The sequence below is a fragment of the Mesobacillus jeotgali genome, from assembly GCF_002874535.1.
In the GTDB taxonomy this organism is placed as follows: Bacteria; Bacillota; Bacilli; order Bacillales; family Cytobacillaceae; genus Mesobacillus; species Mesobacillus jeotgali.
The window spans coordinates 3752944-3770355 of the sequence record NZ_CP025025.1 but is presented as its reverse complement, the minus strand read 5'-3'; the positions used below and the strand labels follow the sequence as shown (position 1 = coordinate 3770355).

Annotated in this window: 22 protein-coding genes; 13 read left to right on the top strand and 9 right to left on the bottom strand. The window is 43.5% G+C overall.

The annotated features are described in order from the left end of the window. Nucleotides 1-70 precede the first annotated feature (70 nt). A complete protein-coding gene (locus tag CD004_RS19085) occupies nucleotides 71-433 on the top strand; it encodes a HesB/IscA family protein (RefSeq protein ID WP_102264197.1) in 363 nt (120 codons plus the stop codon). A gap of 236 nt (nucleotides 434-669) precedes the next feature. On the opposite strand, the gene CD004_RS19080 is transcribed toward CD004_RS19085, so the two are convergent. Beyond that, nucleotides 670-1665 carry an NAD(P)/FAD-dependent oxidoreductase gene (locus CD004_RS19080; protein WP_102264196.1) on the bottom strand — a complete coding sequence of 332 codons (996 nt, stop codon included), beginning with the start codon at nucleotides 1663-1665 and terminating at the stop codon, nucleotides 670-672. A 374-nt stretch (nucleotides 1666-2039) separates the two neighbouring features. On the opposite strand from CD004_RS19080, the gene CD004_RS19075 reads away from it, so the two are divergent. The 5 genes from CD004_RS19075 (at nucleotide 2040) to CD004_RS19060 (ending at nucleotide 5630) form a co-directional block, all read left to right on the top strand. Next, nucleotides 2040-3257 (top strand): NAD(P)/FAD-dependent oxidoreductase, encoded by a 1218-nt coding sequence (locus CD004_RS19075; RefSeq protein ID WP_102264195.1) that lies wholly within the window; start codon nucleotides 2040-2042, stop codon nucleotides 3255-3257. A gap of 258 nt (nucleotides 3258-3515) precedes the next feature. Beyond that, nucleotides 3516-3998, top strand: a complete 483-nt coding sequence (locus CD004_RS19070) for an NUDIX domain-containing protein (protein ID WP_102264194.1) — start codon at nucleotides 3516-3518, stop codon at nucleotides 3996-3998. Between the two features lie 156 nt (nucleotides 3999-4154). Continuing rightward, nucleotides 4155-4280: a YuiA family protein gene (locus CD004_RS23905; protein WP_158651598.1), complete on the top strand. Its 126-nt coding sequence runs from the start codon at nucleotides 4155-4157 to the stop codon at nucleotides 4278-4280. 134 nt (nucleotides 4281-4414) lie between these two features. Continuing rightward, nucleotides 4415-4735 carry a YuiB family protein gene (locus tag CD004_RS19065; protein ID WP_170030005.1) on the top strand — a complete coding sequence of 107 codons (321 nt, stop codon included), beginning with the start codon at nucleotides 4415-4417 and terminating at the stop codon, nucleotides 4733-4735. 184 nt (nucleotides 4736-4919) lie between these two features. Continuing rightward, complete coding sequence (locus CD004_RS19060) at nucleotides 4920-5630, top strand: 3D domain-containing protein (protein WP_102264193.1); 711 nt, start codon at nucleotides 4920-4922, stop codon at nucleotides 5628-5630. A 42-nt stretch (nucleotides 5631-5672) separates the two neighbouring features. Here CD004_RS19060 and CD004_RS19055 read toward each other — a convergent pair whose 3' ends face one another. Both CD004_RS19055 and CD004_RS19050 read right to left on the bottom strand, forming a co-directional pair. After that, complete coding sequence (locus tag CD004_RS19055; RefSeq protein WP_102264192.1) at nucleotides 5673-6440, bottom strand: cobalamin-binding protein; 768 nt, start codon at nucleotides 6438-6440, stop codon at nucleotides 5673-5675. A gap of 15 nt (nucleotides 6441-6455) precedes the next feature. After that, a complete protein-coding gene (locus tag CD004_RS19050; protein WP_102264191.1) occupies nucleotides 6456-6929 on the bottom strand; it encodes a divergent PAP2 family protein in 474 nt (157 codons plus the stop codon). Nucleotides 6930-7053: 124 nt separating this feature from the next. Here CD004_RS19050 and CD004_RS19045 point away from each other — a divergent pair, with 124 nt between their 5' ends. The 5 genes from CD004_RS19045 (at nucleotide 7054) to CD004_RS19020 (ending at nucleotide 11703) form a co-directional block, all read left to right on the top strand. Continuing rightward, nucleotides 7054-7431, top strand: a complete 378-nt coding sequence (locus CD004_RS19045) for a DUF309 domain-containing protein (RefSeq protein WP_102264190.1) — start codon at nucleotides 7054-7056, stop codon at nucleotides 7429-7431. Nucleotides 7432-7526: 95 nt separating this feature from the next. Then, a complete protein-coding gene (locus tag CD004_RS19040) occupies nucleotides 7527-9035 on the top strand; it encodes a leucyl aminopeptidase (protein ID WP_102264189.1) in 1509 nt (502 codons plus the stop codon). Nucleotides 9036-9408: 373 nt separating this feature from the next. Next, the gene (locus CD004_RS19030) at nucleotides 9409-10722 is read left to right on the top strand and encodes a Na+/H+ antiporter family protein (protein WP_102264187.1); all 1314 of its coding nucleotides are present in this window, start codon (nucleotides 9409-9411) and stop codon (nucleotides 10720-10722) included. A 98-nt stretch (nucleotides 10723-10820) separates the two neighbouring features. Further along, on the top strand, nucleotides 10821-11417 hold the full coding sequence (locus CD004_RS19025; RefSeq protein WP_102264186.1) for a sulfite oxidase-like oxidoreductase: 597 nt from the start codon (nucleotides 10821-10823) through the stop codon (nucleotides 11415-11417). 94 nt (nucleotides 11418-11511) lie between these two features. Next, nucleotides 11512-11703, top strand: coding sequence for a hypothetical protein (locus CD004_RS19020; RefSeq protein ID WP_102264185.1), 192 nt, complete (start codon nucleotides 11512-11514; stop codon nucleotides 11701-11703). 462 nt (nucleotides 11704-12165) lie between these two features. On the opposite strand, the gene CD004_RS19015 is transcribed toward CD004_RS19020, so the two are convergent. Then, a complete protein-coding gene (locus CD004_RS19015) occupies nucleotides 12166-12513 on the bottom strand; it encodes a YuzC family spore coat inner layer protein (protein ID WP_102264184.1) in 348 nt (115 codons plus the stop codon). 203 nt (nucleotides 12514-12716) lie between these two features. Between CD004_RS19015 and CD004_RS19010 the strand changes: the two genes are divergently transcribed. Then, the gene (locus CD004_RS19010) at nucleotides 12717-13349 is read left to right on the top strand and encodes a DedA family protein (RefSeq protein ID WP_102264183.1); all 633 of its coding nucleotides are present in this window, start codon (nucleotides 12717-12719) and stop codon (nucleotides 13347-13349) included. Between the two features lie 53 nt (nucleotides 13350-13402). Here the strand turns inward: CD004_RS19010 and CD004_RS19005 are convergent, their stop codons facing one another. Further along, the gene (locus CD004_RS19005) at nucleotides 13403-13585 is read right to left on the bottom strand and encodes an asparagine synthase (RefSeq protein ID WP_102264182.1); all 183 of its coding nucleotides are present in this window, start codon (nucleotides 13583-13585) and stop codon (nucleotides 13403-13405) included. Between the two features lie 104 nt (nucleotides 13586-13689). Here CD004_RS19005 and CD004_RS19000 point away from each other — a divergent pair, with 104 nt between their 5' ends. Beyond that, nucleotides 13690-14076 (top strand): PaaI family thioesterase, encoded by a 387-nt coding sequence (locus CD004_RS19000; protein ID WP_102264181.1) that lies wholly within the window; start codon nucleotides 13690-13692, stop codon nucleotides 14074-14076. A gap of 912 nt (nucleotides 14077-14988) precedes the next feature. Here the strand turns inward: CD004_RS19000 and CD004_RS18995 are convergent. The 4 genes from CD004_RS18995 to CD004_RS18980 all read right to left on the bottom strand — a co-directional run bounded on the left by CD004_RS18995 (nucleotide 14989) and on the right by CD004_RS18980 (nucleotide 17411). Then, complete coding sequence (locus CD004_RS18995) at nucleotides 14989-16140, bottom strand: FAD-dependent monooxygenase (protein WP_158651597.1); 1152 nt, start codon at nucleotides 16138-16140, stop codon at nucleotides 14989-14991. Between the two features lie 152 nt (nucleotides 16141-16292). Further along, the gene (mnhG, locus tag CD004_RS18990) at nucleotides 16293-16667 is read right to left on the bottom strand and encodes a monovalent cation/H(+) antiporter subunit G (RefSeq protein WP_102264179.1); all 375 of its coding nucleotides are present in this window, start codon (nucleotides 16665-16667) and stop codon (nucleotides 16293-16295) included. Continuing rightward, a complete protein-coding gene (locus CD004_RS18985) occupies nucleotides 16645-16935 on the bottom strand; it encodes a Na(+)/H(+) antiporter subunit F1 (protein ID WP_102264178.1) in 291 nt (96 codons plus the stop codon). The genes mnhG and CD004_RS18985 overlap by 23 nt, the downstream gene beginning before the upstream one ends. Continuing rightward, nucleotides 16935-17411 (bottom strand): Na+/H+ antiporter subunit E, encoded by a 477-nt coding sequence (locus CD004_RS18980; RefSeq protein ID WP_102264177.1) that lies wholly within the window; start codon nucleotides 17409-17411, stop codon nucleotides 16935-16937. Before CD004_RS18980 ends, CD004_RS18985 begins: the two co-directional genes overlap by 1 nt. Between the last annotated feature and the right edge of the window lies 1 nt (nucleotide 17412).

Genomic DNA, 17412 nt, shown 5'->3' with positions numbered 1-17412 from the left:
GGCCTTGATTGGTTGAGGATTGGAAAGAGTGTGAGTATACTATTAATAAAGGGATCAAGGAGGTTTTATCGTGGATAATATTGTGATTCTAACTGAAGAAGCTGCATTGCAGGTTAAAGATATGATGAAACAAAACGAGACGGAAGACGCTTTCCTTCGCGTTTCTGTTAAAGGCGGCGGCTGCAGCGGCCTATCTTACGGCATGGGTTTTGCCCATGAAGTGGAAGAAGGCGACACTGAGCTGGAGCAGCACGGCATAAAAATCCTTGTTGATAAGGACAGCGCTCCAGTGCTGAATGGCACCAAAATCAGCTATAAGCAGTCTTTAATGGGCGGCGGCTTCACAATCGACAACCCGAACGCGATCGCATCATGCGGCTGCGGTTCTAGTTTCAAAACAGCTACGAATGCTGGAACACCTGAAGATTGCTAAACAAAAAGCAAGGTCCGCGGACCTTGCTTTTTTAGTATATAGAGAAAAATAAAAATTTCACACTTAGATCAGTGTCCAGCTCCAGCGCCTAGTCCCTCGAGTAGTCGTCTAGTTTCCATGTTTCTGAACAGTCGGCTATACTTTTCTTTTTCAGTCCGCCCAATGAAGTCAAAGAACGACTTCACCGATCGGCCCTCCAGCGCTTGTCGGGACTGACCAAGTCGCTTCCGCTTTTCTTATTTAAACATCGACGAGCTGTGCAGCGGCTGTGTCTTCGCTTTTGGATCCATGTAGGATTTTGCGTTGTTGACAGCTGTTGGAGCTTCACCGAATCCTGTCGCGATCAGCTTGACTTTACCTTCGTATGTGCAGATATCGCCAGCAGCGTATACGCCAGGAATATTCGTTTCCATTTTTGAGTTGACGACGATTGAGTTCTTTTCGATTTCAAGGCCCCATTCCTTGATTGGTCCAAGAGATGAGACGAAACCGAAGTTGCAGATTACCGCGTCAACGTCGACGGCTACAGTATCTTCGCCATTCGCGTCCTTAAGAACGATCTGGCTGATCTTTTCTCCATCACCAACAAGTTCAGTTGGCACATAAGGAGTCTTGATATCAACCTTTGAATTTTGCAGGTTTTCAACACTGTGCTCATGAGCGCGGAACTTATCGCGTCGGTGGACGATTGTTACTTGTTCAGCGATTGGCTCAAGCATCAATGCCCAGTCAACAGCTGAATCGCCTCCGCCTAATACCGCAACCTTTTGGCCGGCGAACTGGTTCAGGTCATCAATGAAATAGTGCAGGTTTTTCCCTTCGTATTGGGCAGCGCTTTCAAGTTCAAGCCTGCGTGGCTGGAACGCACCGTTTCCTGCTGTGATGATAACTGTTTTTGTATAATGAACTTCTTTATCAGTAGTCAGCTTAATTGATCCATCTTCCAGTTTTTCAAGCTTTTCAACAGATTGCTCAAGAGCAGTAGCAGGCTCGAATTTCGCCATTTGCTCTTTCAGGTTGTTGATCAGCTCCTGGGCACGGACTTTTGGAAAGCCGGCAACATCGTATATGTACTTTTCAGGATAAAGTGCTGATAATTGCCCGCCTAACTGTGGCAAACTTTCAATAATCTTAACAGATGCTTGTCTCATTCCGCCGTAGAAAGCTGTGAACAGACCAGCAGGCCCCCCGCCGATAATCGTGATGTCATAAACTTTTTGATCTTCTTTCACTCCATATCCCCCTCACTATGTAGTAAAAATGCTCCAATTTTTATAATACCATAAATTGAAAAAATAAACTCCTAATCATAATAGAAGATTCCTTGTGGAACAATATATTTCATAGGAATTCACCTATTTAATACTGAAAAATAGTGAAATCAGCCTATTTTCAGAATATTTCCAAGTTAACTCAATCGCTTGAAAATGCGTCGCAAAAAGAATAAGATGGATGGTAGGCAAGAATGTTAAGATTTTGTGACATTTTTAGGACATTTTTTTGAACATTCTAGTGAATAATATCACAAACTTATCCGGAAAAAGATGGCGGCAGATAGAGAGAGCCATTCGACCAAAAATATTTTAAAAAGGTGGAAGTGATCACTTTGAGAAAGCCAAAGATCGTAATCTTAGGAGCAGGATACGGGGGATTAATGACAGCTACCCGTTTACAAAAAGCTGTTGGAGTAAACGAGGCTGACATTGTCCTTATTAACAAAAATGATTACCACTATGAAACTACATGGCTGCATGAAGCATCAGCAGGAACTTTGCACCATGACAAAGTCCGTTATGATGTACGTGATGTAATCGATCGCCATAAGGTTGAATTCGTCCAGGGAGCTGTAGAAGAAATCAAGCTGGATGAGAAGCGTGTAATCCTTGAGAACGGTGACATTGTCTATGATTACCTTGTCATTGCCCTTGGTGCTGAACCTGAAACTTTTGGTATTAAAGGTTTGAAAGAGTATGCTTTCTCTATCGTCAACGTTAATTCAGCCAGACAAATCCGGGAGCATATCGAGTATCAATTCGCAACTTACAATACTGAAGCTGAAAAGAAAGATGAGCGCCTGACAATCGTTGTTGGCGGTGCGGGCTTCACAGGAATCGAGTTCCTTGGTGAACTTACAAATCGCGTTCCTGAACTTTGCCGTGAATATGATGTAGATTACCATAAAGTAAAAATCGTTTGTGTCGAAGCGGCACCAATGGTTCTTCCTGGTTTCGACCCAGAGCTTGTCAACTATGCGGTTGCTACGCTTGAGAAAAAAGGTGTGGAATTCCGCATCGGTACAGCAATCAAAGAAGCGACTCCAGAAGGTATCATCGTTGCTAAAGGTGAAGATGAAGTTGAAGAAATCAAAGCTGGAACAGTAGTTTGGGCTGCGGGTGTCCGTGGAAACTCTGTTATCGAGAAATCAGGAATCGAAGCAATGCGCGGCCGCGTAAAAGTGCAGCCAGACCTTCGCTTGCCTGGATCTGAAGATGTATTCATTGTCGGCGACTGCTCATTGATCATCAACGAAGAAATCAATCGTCCATATCCTCCGACTGCACAAATCGCGATGCAGCAGGGCGAAGTATGTGCAAGGAACATTGCGGCTCTAGTACGCGGCAAATCTGAGCTTGAAACTTTCACTCCTGATATCAAAGGAACAGTATGTTCACTTGGTGAAGATGACGCGATCGGCGTTGCATTCGGCAAGAAGATGGTCGGCACTAAAGCTTCCTTCATGAAAAAAATGATCGACAACCGTGCGCTATACATGATCGGCGGTCCTTCATTGGTTCTTAAAAAAGGTAAATTCAACGTTCTATAATAGATATTTTGAAACAGGCTCTTAATGGGGTCTGTTTTTTTATTTTGGAATAAGTAAGTATGAAATTCACTTTGAGAATTGTTAGCTTCAGCACCTAGCCCCTAAAGTCGCATCTGTCCGCCAAAGAAAGTCAAAGAACGAATTCACCGGTCGGCGGTCCAACGCTTTTCTTCACAACCACGGGGGCAGATGCAAAGACGAATCAGATTCCAATAGGGTACAATATTAGTACAAACTAGCTATTGGATGGGGAAATAAATGGGGAAACGTGAAAATGTCTGGCTTAGTGTCGCCGGTGTGGTTATTTCGGAAGATGGGCGCTGGCTGGTCGTTAAAAAGCGCTATGGCGGCTTGAAAGGAAGCTGGTCGCTGCCAGCAGGCTTCGTAGATGAAGGGGAAACGGCCGATCAGGCAGTCCTCCGGGAAGTGGAAGAAGAAACAGGTGTGGAATGTTCAGTCACAGGGCTCCTTGGTTTACGAACTGGTGTGATTAGGGAGTCAATCAGCGATAATATGCTCGTATTTCTATTGGAGCCATTACCAGGTCACAGGGTGACGGTTCAGGAAAGTGAGCTATACGATGCAAAATTCATGACATCTGTCGAACTAAAGGCAGACCCTGATACCTCGATGCTGCTGCACCACCTTTTAAGTAAACCAATTGGTCAAGTAGTATCTGGAGCGGAGGGGTTGGATCCAGGCAAACAGTTTCATTATAGTGTATATAGATTATTTTTATAATTTTCTGAAACTTTGAGAAAGTGACAGATATTTAAAGAAAATATATGATGTATCCGTTTTCAATGTGGTTTTTTGGTCAAATTTGAACCTTTTCAAAATTATAGAAACTCTGATATATTATCAGAAAATTCAATAATATAAAGGAGAGGTTCAAAAATGAAAATGCACACACATGATTCAAAGGAATGTCCATACTGCTCTGGTAAAGGCTATTTCCAATTGTTGCTTGGCGGTTCAGAAACGTGCACTTGCTGCAGCGGATCCGGCAAATCAAAAAAATAAGGCAATGCATCTTTGACCTTCGCAAAATGCGGGGTTTTTCTTTTTGGCCAAAATTCTTAGACTTACACCATTTCATTGACTCGAAAACGGACAAACAGTAAACTAGAAATGATGTTTAATGGGGGGATATAGATATGATGACGGTTGTCACACTGATCATTTCAATGTTATTGTTTTTTGTCCTGTTTTTCGGGATTGGGTTTTTATTGAATATGCTGTTGAGGATGTCATGGATCATGGCGATTGTTTATCCATTGATCGCGATTTTCATTATTGATAAGTATCCGTTTATCGACTATTTCCGGAATAGCGGTGAAGCCTTCAGTGATCTTGGACGGCGGCTTTCGCAATTGGCAATGGCAGACATTCTGATTTTAAGCAGCGGTCTGGCAGGCGCGATTTTAGCCGGCATAGTCATCAGGCTTTTGCGAAAAAAAGGATATCAAATGTTCTAATAGAAGAAACCTTCAATATTTGGAGGTTTTTTTTGTGCATAAAATCGAATGTTTGTTGGATACTATAAGTAATATTTTACTTTTAATGGAAGTGTAAATAGGTATTTTGGCACTTTTTTGCTCCTTTTGGAATATTTCTTGTTTCGTTGGGAAATTAATAGTTTTGGGAGGAGTGAAAAATTATATGAATATTTTAAAAATGTGGGCCAGACGCTCAGCGATGGCAATTTTATTTTTTGCTGCCATAACTTCTACGTTCCATTCTATTTCGGGAGTTGAAGCTTCTACTGTATCTACATACGTATTTGATAGCGCGGGAACTCAACAAGAGGATAGCGCAAGTACTGATCATAAAAAGAAATCCATAGGACTCGCTTTTAAGTTTCTTAAAAAGATATCTGACTTCAAAACTAAAATTTCTTCAAGTGAAAAGGTTGCCGGGAAGCAGCCCACCCTGGAGGAATCACTGAACTGGTCACAATACCCGACAAAGAAAATCATAGCTACAGGGTATACAGCCGGTGTTGAATCGACGGGTAAAAACCCTGGGCATCCGGGGTATGGAATCACTTATTCTGGTGTAAAAGTTAAACGTGACTTATATTCAACTGTCGCGGCTGATTTAAATGTATTCCCGATCGGGACAATCCTTTTCATCCCGGGATATGGATTTGGTGTAGTTGCTGATAAAGGTGGCGCAATCAAAGGGAATAAGGTCGACCTTTACTATGATACGGTCAAGGATGTATACGAACAGTGGGGTAAAAAGACATTGGATGTATATGTAATCGAAATGGGCAATGGCAAGCTGACAGAAGAAGATTTAAAAGCCCTTAATGAGAATGAATCGATGCAGGTTTTCCGCCAGCAATATACAGGTGGCAATAAATCATAAAAGTTTAGGCACTTTCCTTGAATTGGAAAGTGCCTTTTTAGTTTAGTTGTGGAGGAGACGATAGAGTTTTTCCAGGCCATCCAAAAGCCGTGGTGACGGACGGCAGTATAGTTCTTCTTCGAGAATCAGGATCCGGTCGTTTTTGACAGCATCAAGTTCCTCCCAGCCAGGCCTGTTTATGATCAATTCCTTCTTCACCTTTTGCCTCCTGACACCGACCCAGGCGACGCATATATAATCCGGATTTCGTGATTTTACATCATCCCAATCCGTTTGCAGGCTTGCGAGCTCAACGTCTTTAAAAACATTCTCACCACCAGCAGCCTCGGACACCTCTGTCAGCCAGTTAATTCTGCCAGGGGTAAAAACAGGCTTTGGCCACCATTCCCAGTAAAGCTTTGGGCTCCAACCGGCACTGGCACCTTTTTGCTTGATGTCCTCAAGCCTGCTCCTGAACCGGTTAGCAGCTGCCTTACCGCGTTCAGGCATGTTCAGAGCATTTGCCGTAGTGACCAAATCATTTTCTATATCTGCCAGAGATTGAGGGTTCAATACTATATAAGGAATTTTTCGTGCTTTCAAACCTTCGATATTCTTCTCCATCCCTGGAACACTTAATGAGGCAAGGACGAGGTCTGGCTTCAATTGCTCGACGAGGTCCAAGTTAATCGACAGATCGGGGCCGAGCTGGGGCAGTGATTTTACCGCTTCTGGCCAGTCTGAAAAATCATCCACTCCAACAAGGAGCTCAGTCAGTCCTAGGAATTCCATGATTTCAGTATTGCTGGGACATAAAGAAATGACTCTCATGTGATTCACCCACTTTTAAAGTAAGTAGTGCAGCAGTAAGGTCAAGATTACACCTGTCAATCCTCCAAAGAACACTTCGATCGGCTTGTGTCCGAGCAATTCTTTCAGTTCTTTTTGTTTTTCCTGCTCAGGTTTATTCTGCCAGCCTTTTGCTTCCTGGGCAAATCGCCCAAAATCAGCCACAAGCTGATTCAAAACGATGGCCTGCTCGCCTGCCTGCCTGCGGACACCTGATGCATCAAACATCGTGATAATCGCAAAAACAGCGGCGACCGCGAAAACGGCTGAATTCAAACCAGTTTCAAGCGCTACACCAGTAGCAAGTGCTGTAACCGCAGCGGAGTGTGAACTTGGCATTCCTCCTGTGCTTGTCAAAAGCGACCAATCAATTTTCCTCGTCGCAATATATTGAATCGGGACCTTTACGAACTGTGCGAAAAAAATTGCCGCGAGTGAAGCCCATAAAGGAAAATTCGTCAATAATTCCATGGCTGTTCCCCCCATATATATATAAGTACCTCTTTAAGTAATACCCAAGTTCAATTATAACATTACAGCTAATTTTAAAGGTTTGTTAAAATAGTTCTTATACTGCAGGATTGAGGTGAGGGATTTGACGGACTACCCTGATGAATATTACGAGTTCTTTATAAAATTCAACGAAGGGGACTATTATACCTGCCACGACTTGCTTGAAGATATGTGGATGACCGATAAAGGTAATCTGTTTTTAAAAGGCCTGCTGCAAATGAGTGTTGCCATTTACCACTACAGCTATGGAAATGTAAAGGGAGCCCGGCTGATGATGCAGGTGGCACATGAATATTTGCAAACATACCGCCCGGTCCACTGGGGACTTGATTTGGAGAAGATTTATCCCTTCATAGAAGAGTGCCTGATGATATTTCCACCAGAATTGGACCGTGTTCCATTTGAAGAAGTGGCGATGCTGCCGGAGCTTCCAGTGTTATTTTTGTATCTCGAAGACTGACAGGGGGAATAGGCTAGTGAAGCTCAAGATTAGGAAGTCGAAATATTTTAAGAGTTTCGATATAATGAACTTATAAATTTGTAGGGGTGAATGATTTGTTTAAAGTGAATAATCAATTTAATTTTTCAAACAGCCATGAGTGTATGGTGATTGGCCTGTTCAACAAACCGTCTGGCCTGGAAGGTGTCATTGGAGAAGCCGACCAGCTTTTTGACGGACAGCTGACTGAACTTGTTAAAAGCGGAGACATCTCAACTAAGAAAAAAGCGATTTCCAAAATACATACTTTCGGTAAAATTGGCGCAAAAAAAGTTTATTTTGTCGGCCTTGGGCATGAAAAAGAATACAATTTCGAAACATTGAGGGACGCATTAGGCCGCTTGTTCAAAACTGCGAAGAAAGAAAAATGGACAGAAGCAGCCGTGCTTTTAGATACTTTTACAAGCGAGAAAGTTGAGCTTAATGATGCGGCGCATGCATTAGGTGAAGCCTTGCCGATGGCTACATATGAGTTCGAAGGCTACAAGCAAAAATCAAACGAGCCTGAAAAGCGAATTGAAAGCCTGACAGTATACAGCACAGACGAAGAGGGCGAAGTAGAAGCAGCAGTTGAAGTTGGCTATGTTTTCGGCAAGGGAACGAATTCAGCTCGTACACTCGTTAATACACCGGGAAACCTTTTGACTGCTACAGACATGGCTGAATATGCTATGAAGCTGGCAGATAAATATGAATTTGAAGCAGAAATTTTAGAAAAAGAAGAAATGGAAAATCTTGGAATGGGCGCGCTTCTAGCGGTCAACCAGGGATCTTCACAGCCTCCAAAAATGATCGTCCTGAAGTATCAGGGCAAGGAAGAGTGGAAGGATGTAATTGGCCTAGTCGGCAAGGGCATCACGTTTGATACAGGCGGCTACTCAATCAAAACAAAGACAGGTATCGTCGGCATGAAGTCCGATATGGGCGGGGCAGCAGCGGTTCTTGGTGCAATGGAAATCATCGGTGAGCTGAAGCCTGAGCAAAACGTCGTAGCGGTTATTCCTTCAACAGACAATATGATTTCAGGCACAGCCTTCAAACCGGATGATGTCATCACATCAATGAGCGGCAAAACGATTGAAGTATTGAACACAGATGCAGAAGGACGACTCGTGCTTGCAGACGCTATGACTTACGCGAAGCATCATGGTGCGAACTATCTAGTGGATATCGCAACCCTGACAGGCGGTGTCATTACAGCACTAGGCCTTCATACATCCGGAGCATTGACGAACAACGAAGAGTTTTTTGAACAAGTGCTGGAGGCTTCATATGAATCTGGAGAGCCAATCTGGCGCCTGCCATTGTTCGAGCGCGACATTGAACGTGTACGCGGGAGCAAAATCGCAGACCTGAATAATTCCCCAGGCGCAGAAGGCCATGCAATCATGGGCGGAGCGTTTGTCGGCGAATTTGCAGAAGGCACTCCATGGGTGCACCTCGATATCGCTGGAACAGCGACTACATGCAAAGAATATGACCTTGGCCCATCAGGCGCAACCGGCGTCATGGCCCGCACACTGGCATTATTAGTTGAAAGATTTGAAACAGCGGATAAAGAATAAGTTTCGTCCCCCAAAGTCCGAGCGGCTTTGGGGTTTTTTATGTTTTCGGATAATGCAATAGGAGAGAAGGACTTGGGTTCAACTAAAACCAGTTTACTGATTCGGACAAACACAGTCACCTCAGAGGGATTTTGTCCGAAGGTTATCATTTTTCCAGTTCCGCCTCCACTTCTAAAAAACAACTACTACATTATTTCTCACACTCAAACAAAATTTATATCTGATCCCTTTCCAAAAACTATTAAAAACCTATTGACACAAAAAACAAATCTATGATAATTTAATACTTGTCATTTTAATTCTCTACCAATTTACCATGCTAAAGTAAAATAAGAGAAAAAATAATATTAAACCACCGAGAGGAGTATACATCATGAACGCAGTTGTAATAGCTGTCCTGGCGATGCTGATCCTGAGCTTGCTTCGTGTCAATGTTGTGTTGGCATTGATTGCTGGAGCGCTGATTGGCGGGCTGACAGGCGGTTTGAGTATAGAGAAGACCATTGAAGTTTTTACAGGAGGGCTTGGCGGCAGTGCCGAGGTTGCGCTAAGTTACGCGCTACTTGGAGGATTCGCTGTTGCTATTTCCAAGACTGGCTTGCCAAATCTAATCGTTGACTGGATGATCGGAATGATTGGCAAGAACGGAGAATCGAAAGCTAAGACGTATTCTAAAGCGATTATTGTCATCCTGATTTTAATGATGGCGATATTCTCGCAAAACTTGATTCCGATCCACATCGCTTTTATACCGATTTTGATTCCACCATTGTTGATTGTATTCAACGAGCTGAAAATAGATCGTCGCTTGATTGCTTCCGTATTGACATTTGGGCTTACCGCGCCTTATATTTTGCTTCCTGTTGGATTCGGTGGGATTTTCCACGATATCCTGGCTACGAACATGGCTGACAGTGGAATGGAAATTGATATGGGGGATATCCCGACAGCAATGCTTCTGCCTGTAGCAGGACTTGTTGTTGGATTGTTGATTGCGATTTTCGTATCTTACAGAAAGCCTAGAACCTACGAGGATTATCAAGTGGTTCAAGTTGAGAAAAGTGATTACTCGAAAGTTGGCATCATTTTCTCAATCATTGCCATTGTTGCAGCGCTTGCTGCCCAGCTTTATTTCGGTTCTATGATTATCGGTGCCCTGGCAGGGATCCTGGTCGTGTACGTGAGCGGAGCGATCAAGTGGCGTGAAGCTGATAATCTTTTAACAGAAGGCATGAAGATGATGGCATTCATCGGATTTGTCATGCTAGCTGCTTTCGGTTTCGCTGATGTTCTAAAAGAAACTGGAGACGTTGAAACGCTTGTAGCGCAGGCAGCTGATGCAATTGGCAATAATAAAGCCCTTGGCGCGTTGGCAATGCTTGTTGTAGGACTTCTGGTCACAATGGGGATCGGTTCTTCATTCTCGACGATTCCGATCATCGCCACAATATTTGTGCCTCTTAGCCTTCAACTTGGGTTCAGCCCGATGGCGACAATTGCGATTGTGGGAACGGCTGCTGCACTAGGTGACGCAGGTTCGCCAGCATCTGACAGCACACTTGGGCCGACAGCCGGTTTGAATGCTGATACGCAGCACAACCACATCTGGGACACGGTTGTTCCGACATTTGTTCACTATAATATACCGTTAATCATTTTCGGCTGGATCGCCGCAATGGTTTTATAAGTCCGGAAAAAACTATAGCCGTCTTGCTCTTTGGGCAGGGCGGCTTTGTTTATTTTAAAATAGAATTTCGGTAGGATAATAAAAAGGGGTGATCAATCATGTATTTCGGAAAAGCGCGTAAAAAGGGCCTATCGGACAGAGTCCCGCCGAACCAAAATGTCACGACCTCTTTTCCTGTCCTGCATTATGGCAATGTGCCATATTATAAGAATCTCGAGGATTGGACCTTGAAAATTTTTGGTCAAGTAGAAAACGAAGTTGTATTACGATATAAAGAGTTAATGGCTCTGCCGCAAACGACTTCTGGCAATGACATACACTGTGTGACGGGGTGGTCAAAGCTGGACAATGTCTGGTCTGGCATATCCACTCAGGAATTAGCCCGGCTCGGCAGTCCAAAGGAAACAGCTAAGTATGTCATTCTACATGCTGAGGAAAATTGGACGACAAATCTGCCAATTGAGGACTTTCTTAAGGAGACAAGTCTGCTAGCTCATTCCCATAACGGGGAGGAGCTAACCCCGGAACATGGCTATCCATTGAGGGCTGTCATTCCTCATCTATACTTTTGGAAGAGTGCGAAGTGGGTCAGAGGGATTGAATTCTCCTCTGAAAACCGGCCTGGTTTTTGGGAAGAGAACGGCTACCACATGTATGGAAATCCATGGAAGGAACAGCGAATGACCTGGGACTAGGCTTTTTTTCTAGTGTAGTGGACAAACGCCCATTCAACACCCTCCCTGTTTGCATATGAAGTAATGTAGGCAAATATATGAGGGAGGTAGCTTGATGTATAGAAGAAGACCATACTATGGTGGCAGACGCCCATTTGGTTTTGGCTTTGGAGGTCCGTTTGTTGGAGGAGTACTCGGAGGCCTTTTAGGCAGTGCACTATTATATCCACGTCCATATGGCTATGGTTACGGAGGTTTCCCTCCATACGGGTATGGATACGGATATGGATATCCATTTTATTACTAAATTTAGAAATAAATTACATGGCCGCTGTTCAGTCAACAGCGGCTTTTCTTATGAGATAAGAAAGTATATATTTTACTTCGAGAATGGTCCAGCTCCAGCACCTATCCGATTTTCATCCCTGAGAAAGCTTCCTCGATTATCTTGCGAGAAGCGTTAGCTTTGAGCAGCTTGAGTCGCTTGTCTAGTTGCGGCTCCTAGACGCTTGTCTAGTGTCGCCTCCTAGAAACTCGAAACTTTAACTCCGCCGGCAGAAGCAAAAAGCGCTTCATTGTCGGAGTCTCCAGTTCCTGCGTTTCTGGGCAGTCGCCTATACCTTTCGATTTCGGTCCGTCAATGAAGTCAAAGGACGACTTCACCGGTCGGCGCTCCGTGGCACACGATGTGCTAGACCCGCCAGCCACACGTTGTGGTGTTTTAAGCGGGCAGCGCTAGCCGGGGCTGACCTAGGCGCTTGCGCTTTTCTTATACCCACCTCAGCTGCGTGATGATATGGCAGCATTCTTTGTCCCCTGCATAATCCACGAAGTTCATTGTAATTCCATCTGGGTTATACGTGATTTCTGGTTTTTTCTTGATGCCTGTTGATTGGATCATTCTTTCTACTTCCTTTTGGTCGGATTGTTGGGCGGCAGCCATTAATTCACTGGAAAAAGAATTCGAGGAAGTTATTTTGGACATCACAAGGTTAGCGTCTTTCATCAGGGAAATTGCTTTATCAGCTGAAGTTCTAAATAGTGTTGCATTCACTTCTGGATACGGACGATCTTGGTCCGTCCCGATCCTGTTAATATGAAAAAACAAACAATGCATAAGCAGCTACCCCTTCCTAACGGGTAAGTTTCAGACCTTTTTCAATGTATGAACATAAATCCCTAAGTATGAGAGTGGGAAAAGCCAAAAGCAGTTCAATAAGGAAAAAAAGAGGGTAAATAAGGCAGAAGGGAGAATTGTTATACATATTAACTTCTATTGTGAAATAGAATCGGACCAAGGCGGATGAAGGGGGGAGAACCATGGATCTGGAGTTGGTCATTAATATTATTGAAGATAATGGCTATATGGGTTTGTTTTTATGGTTATGGTTCGGGGTTTTCGTCATTCCTGTTCCCAATGAGGTTATTCTGATGACTGTGGGTCTCGCTTCGTCCAAGGGAGCCTTGAACCCCATTCTTGCATTTTTGGTTACATACATGGGCATCTCTGCGGCCTTTAGCTCCAGCTACCTGCTGGGTAGGGTGATAGGGACAAGGCTGCTTCGGTTGTTAGAGAAAAAGAAGCGTTTTGCGAATTCGATTGAATCTGCTATGAAGCTGATGGAGAAATACCATGCATTTTCATTGTCTTTGAGCTGTTTTGCTCCTGGAGTCCGATACTTGGTGCCGTTACTTTACGGCTTCAGCAGACTCCCGTTTAAAACCTTTGCACTTTTTGCCTATAGTGGAGCGTTCGTATGGGTATCAAGCATTTTTGTGATAGGCTATCTATTTGGAGATAAAATGGACATAATCATGAAGTACAATAAAGAATTTTGGTTGGTCGTACTTGCTTTCGTGATGATCAGCATCATATTCGTGTACCGCCGGAGAAAAATAAGGGCTGCGGCTGTTTCTGAAGAAGTAATTCTTCAGGAAGGGCAGCAAAAATAACCCTTCCTGAAGAAACACTATATTACAGTGAAATGCTAGGGGCGACAGTCGGGCTAAAATTCATTTCGGTGTTCGACCAAATCGATAGCCCCAAGGACAATATGTGCCAATCCGAAACCGAATAGTGTATTGGAAACCATCTTATCGATTTTGCGATTTTGTTTCATAGCGTAACCAGCTGCTGTAACAGCAGTTCCTAATACCGCTGGAATCATGCCTTCACGAACTCGGTTCATATTGATCACCTCATTTGAATGATTCGTCCTTTATGCTAAGGACAATATTAGTTTTTCCTGCAATGCAACGTAAATTGTTTGCCAAATATAAGGAGGTAATTATAGTGGAACTTAATAACACACTGCTTGGCGCACTGGGAATAGAAATAACGGAACTGCAGAAAGGAAAGGTTGTCGCTACAATGCCTGTCGATGACCGTACAAGGCAGCCATTCGGCCTGCTGCATGGGGGTGCATCTGTAGCCCTGGCAGAAACGGTCGCCAGCGTTGGAGCATTCGAACTAGTCGACAAGGAAAACGAAGTGGTGGTAGGCCTTGAAATCAACGCCAACCATATAAGGGCAAAAAAGGACGGATTAGTTACAGCTGTCGGCACTGTCCTCCACCAGGGAAAAACAACCATGGTTTGGGATATAAAAATCACCGATGAAGAAGAACAGCTTGTCTGCATTTCAAGATGTACGATCACTGTTATAAAACAGAGGAAATGACCAGTCAAATTGGCTGGTTTTTTGCATTTGGTCAGGTTTGGAAAGGAAGAGAGCTGAAAGTCGATGATTAGCGGTTGATGATTGTGACAGGTTTGGAGTGGAGAGGAGAAAAGCTGTCAAAAATAGGTGATGATTGTGACAGGTTTGGAGGATGAAGGAGCAAAGCTGTCAAGAAAGAGCGGTTATTATGACAGGTTTGACTTGGGAAGGCAAAAAGCTGTCAAGAAAGAGCGGTTATTATGACAGGTTTGATGTTAGAAGGCGAAAAGCTGTCAAGAAAGAGCGGTTATTTTGACAGGTTTGACTTGGGAAGGTAAAAAGCTGTCAAGAAAGAGCCGTTATTATGACAGGTTTGACTTGAGAAGGCGAAAAGCTGTCAAGAAAAAGCCGTTATTATGACAGGTTTGACTTGAGAAGGCGAAAAGCTGTCAAGAAAGAGCCGTTATTATGACAGCTTTGACTTGTGAAGGCGAAAAGCTGTCAAGAAAGAGTCGTTATTATGACAGCTTTGACTTGTGAAGGCGAAAAGCTGTCAAGAAAGAGCCGTTATTATGACAGCTTTGATGTGAGAAGGCGAAAAGCTGTCAAGAAAGAGCGGTTATTTTGACAGGTTTGACTTGGGAAGGTAAAAAGCTGTCAAGAAAGAGCCGTTATTATGACAGGTTTGACTTGAGAAAGCGAAAAGCTGTCAAGAAAAAGCCGTTATTATGACAGGTTTGACTTGAGAAGGCGAAAAGCTGTCAAGAAAGAGCCGTGATTATGACAACTTTGATGTGTGAAGGCGAAAGGCTGTCAAGAAAGAGCGGTTATTATGACAGGTTTGACTTGTGAAAGCGAAAAGCTGTCAGAAGCAGCGCAAGAGATCAGACAGCTTTCACAGGAGATCAAGGAAGGTGTCAAAAGTCATTCCCGTTACAACGCATCCATATCCTCTTCAATTTCAACTATCTTCCTCAGTTTCGCATTATGGTATGAGGCGGGTGTCATCTGAAGAAGCTTGTTACGGAGTGAGCAAAGTACAGGGAAATCAATTCTTGCAGCCAATCCGTATATTTTCATTTCATCTTTCACTAATTTCATACGTTCCTGTCTGTGTGTTTCATACTTAGTAAATGCCTTATCAATTGTTTCTTCGCTGCTGATCCATTTAGCCAGGTAAACGGCATCTTCAGCAGCCTGTGATGCTCCCTGGCCTATATTGGGCATTGAAGCGTGTGCTGAATCACCGAGTAGCAGGATGTTTCCGGATTGGAGCGGGGTTAAGGGCTTCAAATCATATAGATTGTCGAAAATGATATGGTCTGGTGAGGTGCTTTCCAGTATTTCCTGGATTGGTTCATGGTAGTAGAAAAAGTTGAACAATAAATCGATAGAGGACCACTCGGTCTTGTCGCTGTATTCTTCAGAGGATTTTTTTAATGCATACCAAAACACCTGATTATCTATTAACGGAGCGATTCCGAATCTTCCCCTCGGCCCCCAGGTTTCAGTGTAGGTATCTACCTTGATAGGCGGATCTTCTAAAATGCCTCTCCAACAGGAGAACCCTGAATATGTCAGCCTGCTATTTGGAAACAGCTTTGTGCGAATTTGTGAAGCTGCACCGTCGCAGCTTATAAGATAATCTGATTCTACACTGGTACCATCTTTGAAAAATAATGATATTGTATTGTCGTGGTTAAAATCAATCATATGCTTATCTAAATGGAGAGAGCCAGGAAGGAGGGCATCTGTCAAAATTCTTTGAAGTTCAGAACGGTGGATGAACAGATAATTTGGGATGTGTGAAGGCGCATGGTAGTCGAATTCAGCAATGATATTTCCAGAATCGGATTTAAACAAGCAGCCATCAGAATTCAATCCGTATGCTCGTAATTCGGGTCCTAATCCCATAATGTAAAATGCCCTAATGGCATTACCACTTAAGATGATTCCAGTATCTTGTTCATGTGCATTTTTTTCTTTTTCATAGACATTCACATGAATTCCTTTTCTCTGCAGGGCAATTGCTGTGCATAACCCGCTGATTCCGCCGCCGACGATTGAGATTCTTGCATCGTCCATATCGTTAACCTCCATTCCACAAAACAGGAATCATGATTCTGTTTATCTTAACTATACTTGACAGGTTCTTTGGTTGGTATGGATAAAAATTGAATTTTTCATGGACAAAAACAGCCATCAGGTGGATATACCTGATGGCTGTGCAATCGTCATTATTTAAGTTGTCCTTCAGCTTTCATCTTTTTGCGTGCTTTTGCAAGATCATCCTGAACAGTGCGGTCCGAAAGCTTTACCCCGCTGTTATAGGCTGCCCTTGCAATCAAATGCCCTGCAACAGGAGAAGTGAGGAAGATGAACAGGACTCCCAGCAATAAACGGGAATTGAAATGATGTTCTATCAACCAAAAATATAGGAAGGTGCCAAGCAGGACAAGCATGACCCCCATTGTTGCACTTTTCGATGCTGCATGGTTCCTTGTATAAACATCTGGAAGCCTGATCAGTCCAAAGGCAGTCACAAGGCTAAGAAATGCTCCGAGCAGAATGAACAATCCTGCAAAAAATTTAACGATTTCCATTTCTGTCATATTCCATGATTACTCCCTTCTCAAGGAATTTTGAAAAGGCAACTGTTCCGATGAATGCCAGGATACCGATCAACAAGATGATATCAAGAAAAGCGCTAGTTTCCAGAACAATTGATACTAAAGCAATCACAGAAACAAGGCTGATACCGATGGCGTCGAGGGCAACTACCCGATCTGCTACAGTAGGCCCCTTGATTACTCGGTAAATCAGGCCGATCATCGCAAGTGATATGAAGGTAACTGAAATCCACAAAACCGCTTCAAACATTATCGGCTCACCTCCATAATCGCTTTTTCAAACGTATTTTTGATACTCTGGATTGCTTCATCCGCATCAGTGATGTCCATCGCATGTACATACAATATCCTGTTGTCAGGTGAAACATCGACGACCAGTGTACCAGGGGTCAAGGTAATCAGGTTTGCGAGCATTGTAATCTCCCAGTCTTCTTTCAATTCTGTCGGGAATGCGAAGATGCCCGGCTTGATATTAAGCTTTGGCCTAAGTACTGCCTTTAAAACTGCTACATTCGAAAGGATCAGTTCCAAAGTGAAAATATAAATCAAGTTCAGCACAGCCACTACCCTCAGTAAATAGAAGCGGGAAGTGAAGAACCGCCTGAAAATATAAATGATGAGCAGGCCGAAGAAATACCCGACGAAAAAGGAGGCCGGGGAGTAGGAAGTCTTAAGGAACATCCAGACAAAGGCCAGTATAAAATTCAACAAGATTTGAAAAGCCATA

Bases quoted from the DNA above. Each gene is read 5' to 3' on its own strand.
- CD004_RS19070 (WP_102264194.1), top strand. From the start codon at position 3,516: ATGGGGAAACGTGAAAATGTCTGGCTTAGTGTCGCCGGTGTGGTTATT.
- CD004_RS23905 (WP_158651598.1), top strand. From the start codon at position 4,155: ATGAAAATGCACACACATGATTCAAAGGAATGTCCATACTGCTCTGGT.
- CD004_RS19065 (WP_170030005.1), top strand. From the start codon at position 4,415: ATGATGACGGTTGTCACACTGATCATTTCAATGTTATTGTTTTTTGTC.
- CD004_RS19060 (WP_102264193.1), top strand. From the start codon at position 4,920: ATGAATATTTTAAAAATGTGGGCCAGACGCTCAGCGATGGCAATTTTA.
- CD004_RS19055 (WP_102264192.1), bottom strand. From the start codon at position 6,440: ATGAGAGTCATTTCTTTATGTCCCAGCAATACTGAAATCATGGAATTC.
- CD004_RS19050 (WP_102264191.1), bottom strand. From the start codon at position 6,929: ATGGAATTATTGACGAATTTTCCTTTATGGGCTTCACTCGCGGCAATT.
- CD004_RS19030 (WP_102264187.1), top strand. From the start codon at position 9,409: ATGAACGCAGTTGTAATAGCTGTCCTGGCGATGCTGATCCTGAGCTTG.
- CD004_RS19025 (WP_102264186.1), top strand. From the start codon at position 10,821: ATGTATTTCGGAAAAGCGCGTAAAAAGGGCCTATCGGACAGAGTCCCG.
- CD004_RS19020 (WP_102264185.1), top strand. From the start codon at position 11,512: ATGTATAGAAGAAGACCATACTATGGTGGCAGACGCCCATTTGGTTTT.
- CD004_RS19015 (WP_102264184.1), bottom strand. From the start codon at position 12,513: ATGCATTGTTTGTTTTTTCATATTAACAGGATCGGGACGGACCAAGAT.
- CD004_RS19010 (WP_102264183.1), top strand. From the start codon at position 12,717: ATGGATCTGGAGTTGGTCATTAATATTATTGAAGATAATGGCTATATG.
- CD004_RS19005 (WP_102264182.1), bottom strand. From the start codon at position 13,585: ATGAACCGAGTTCGTGAAGGCATGATTCCAGCGGTATTAGGAACTGCT.
- CD004_RS18995 (WP_158651597.1), bottom strand. From the start codon at position 16,140: ATGGACGATGCAAGAATCTCAATCGTCGGCGGCGGAATCAGCGGGTTA.
- mnhG (WP_102264179.1), bottom strand. From the start codon at position 16,667: ATGACAGAAATGGAAATCGTTAAATTTTTTGCAGGATTGTTCATTCTG.
- CD004_RS18985 (WP_102264178.1), bottom strand. From the start codon at position 16,935: ATGTTTGAAGCGGTTTTGTGGATTTCAGTTACCTTCATATCACTTGCG.
- CD004_RS18980 (WP_102264177.1), bottom strand. From the start codon at position 17,411: ATGGCTTTTCAAATCTTGTTGAATTTTATACTGGCCTTTGTCTGGATG.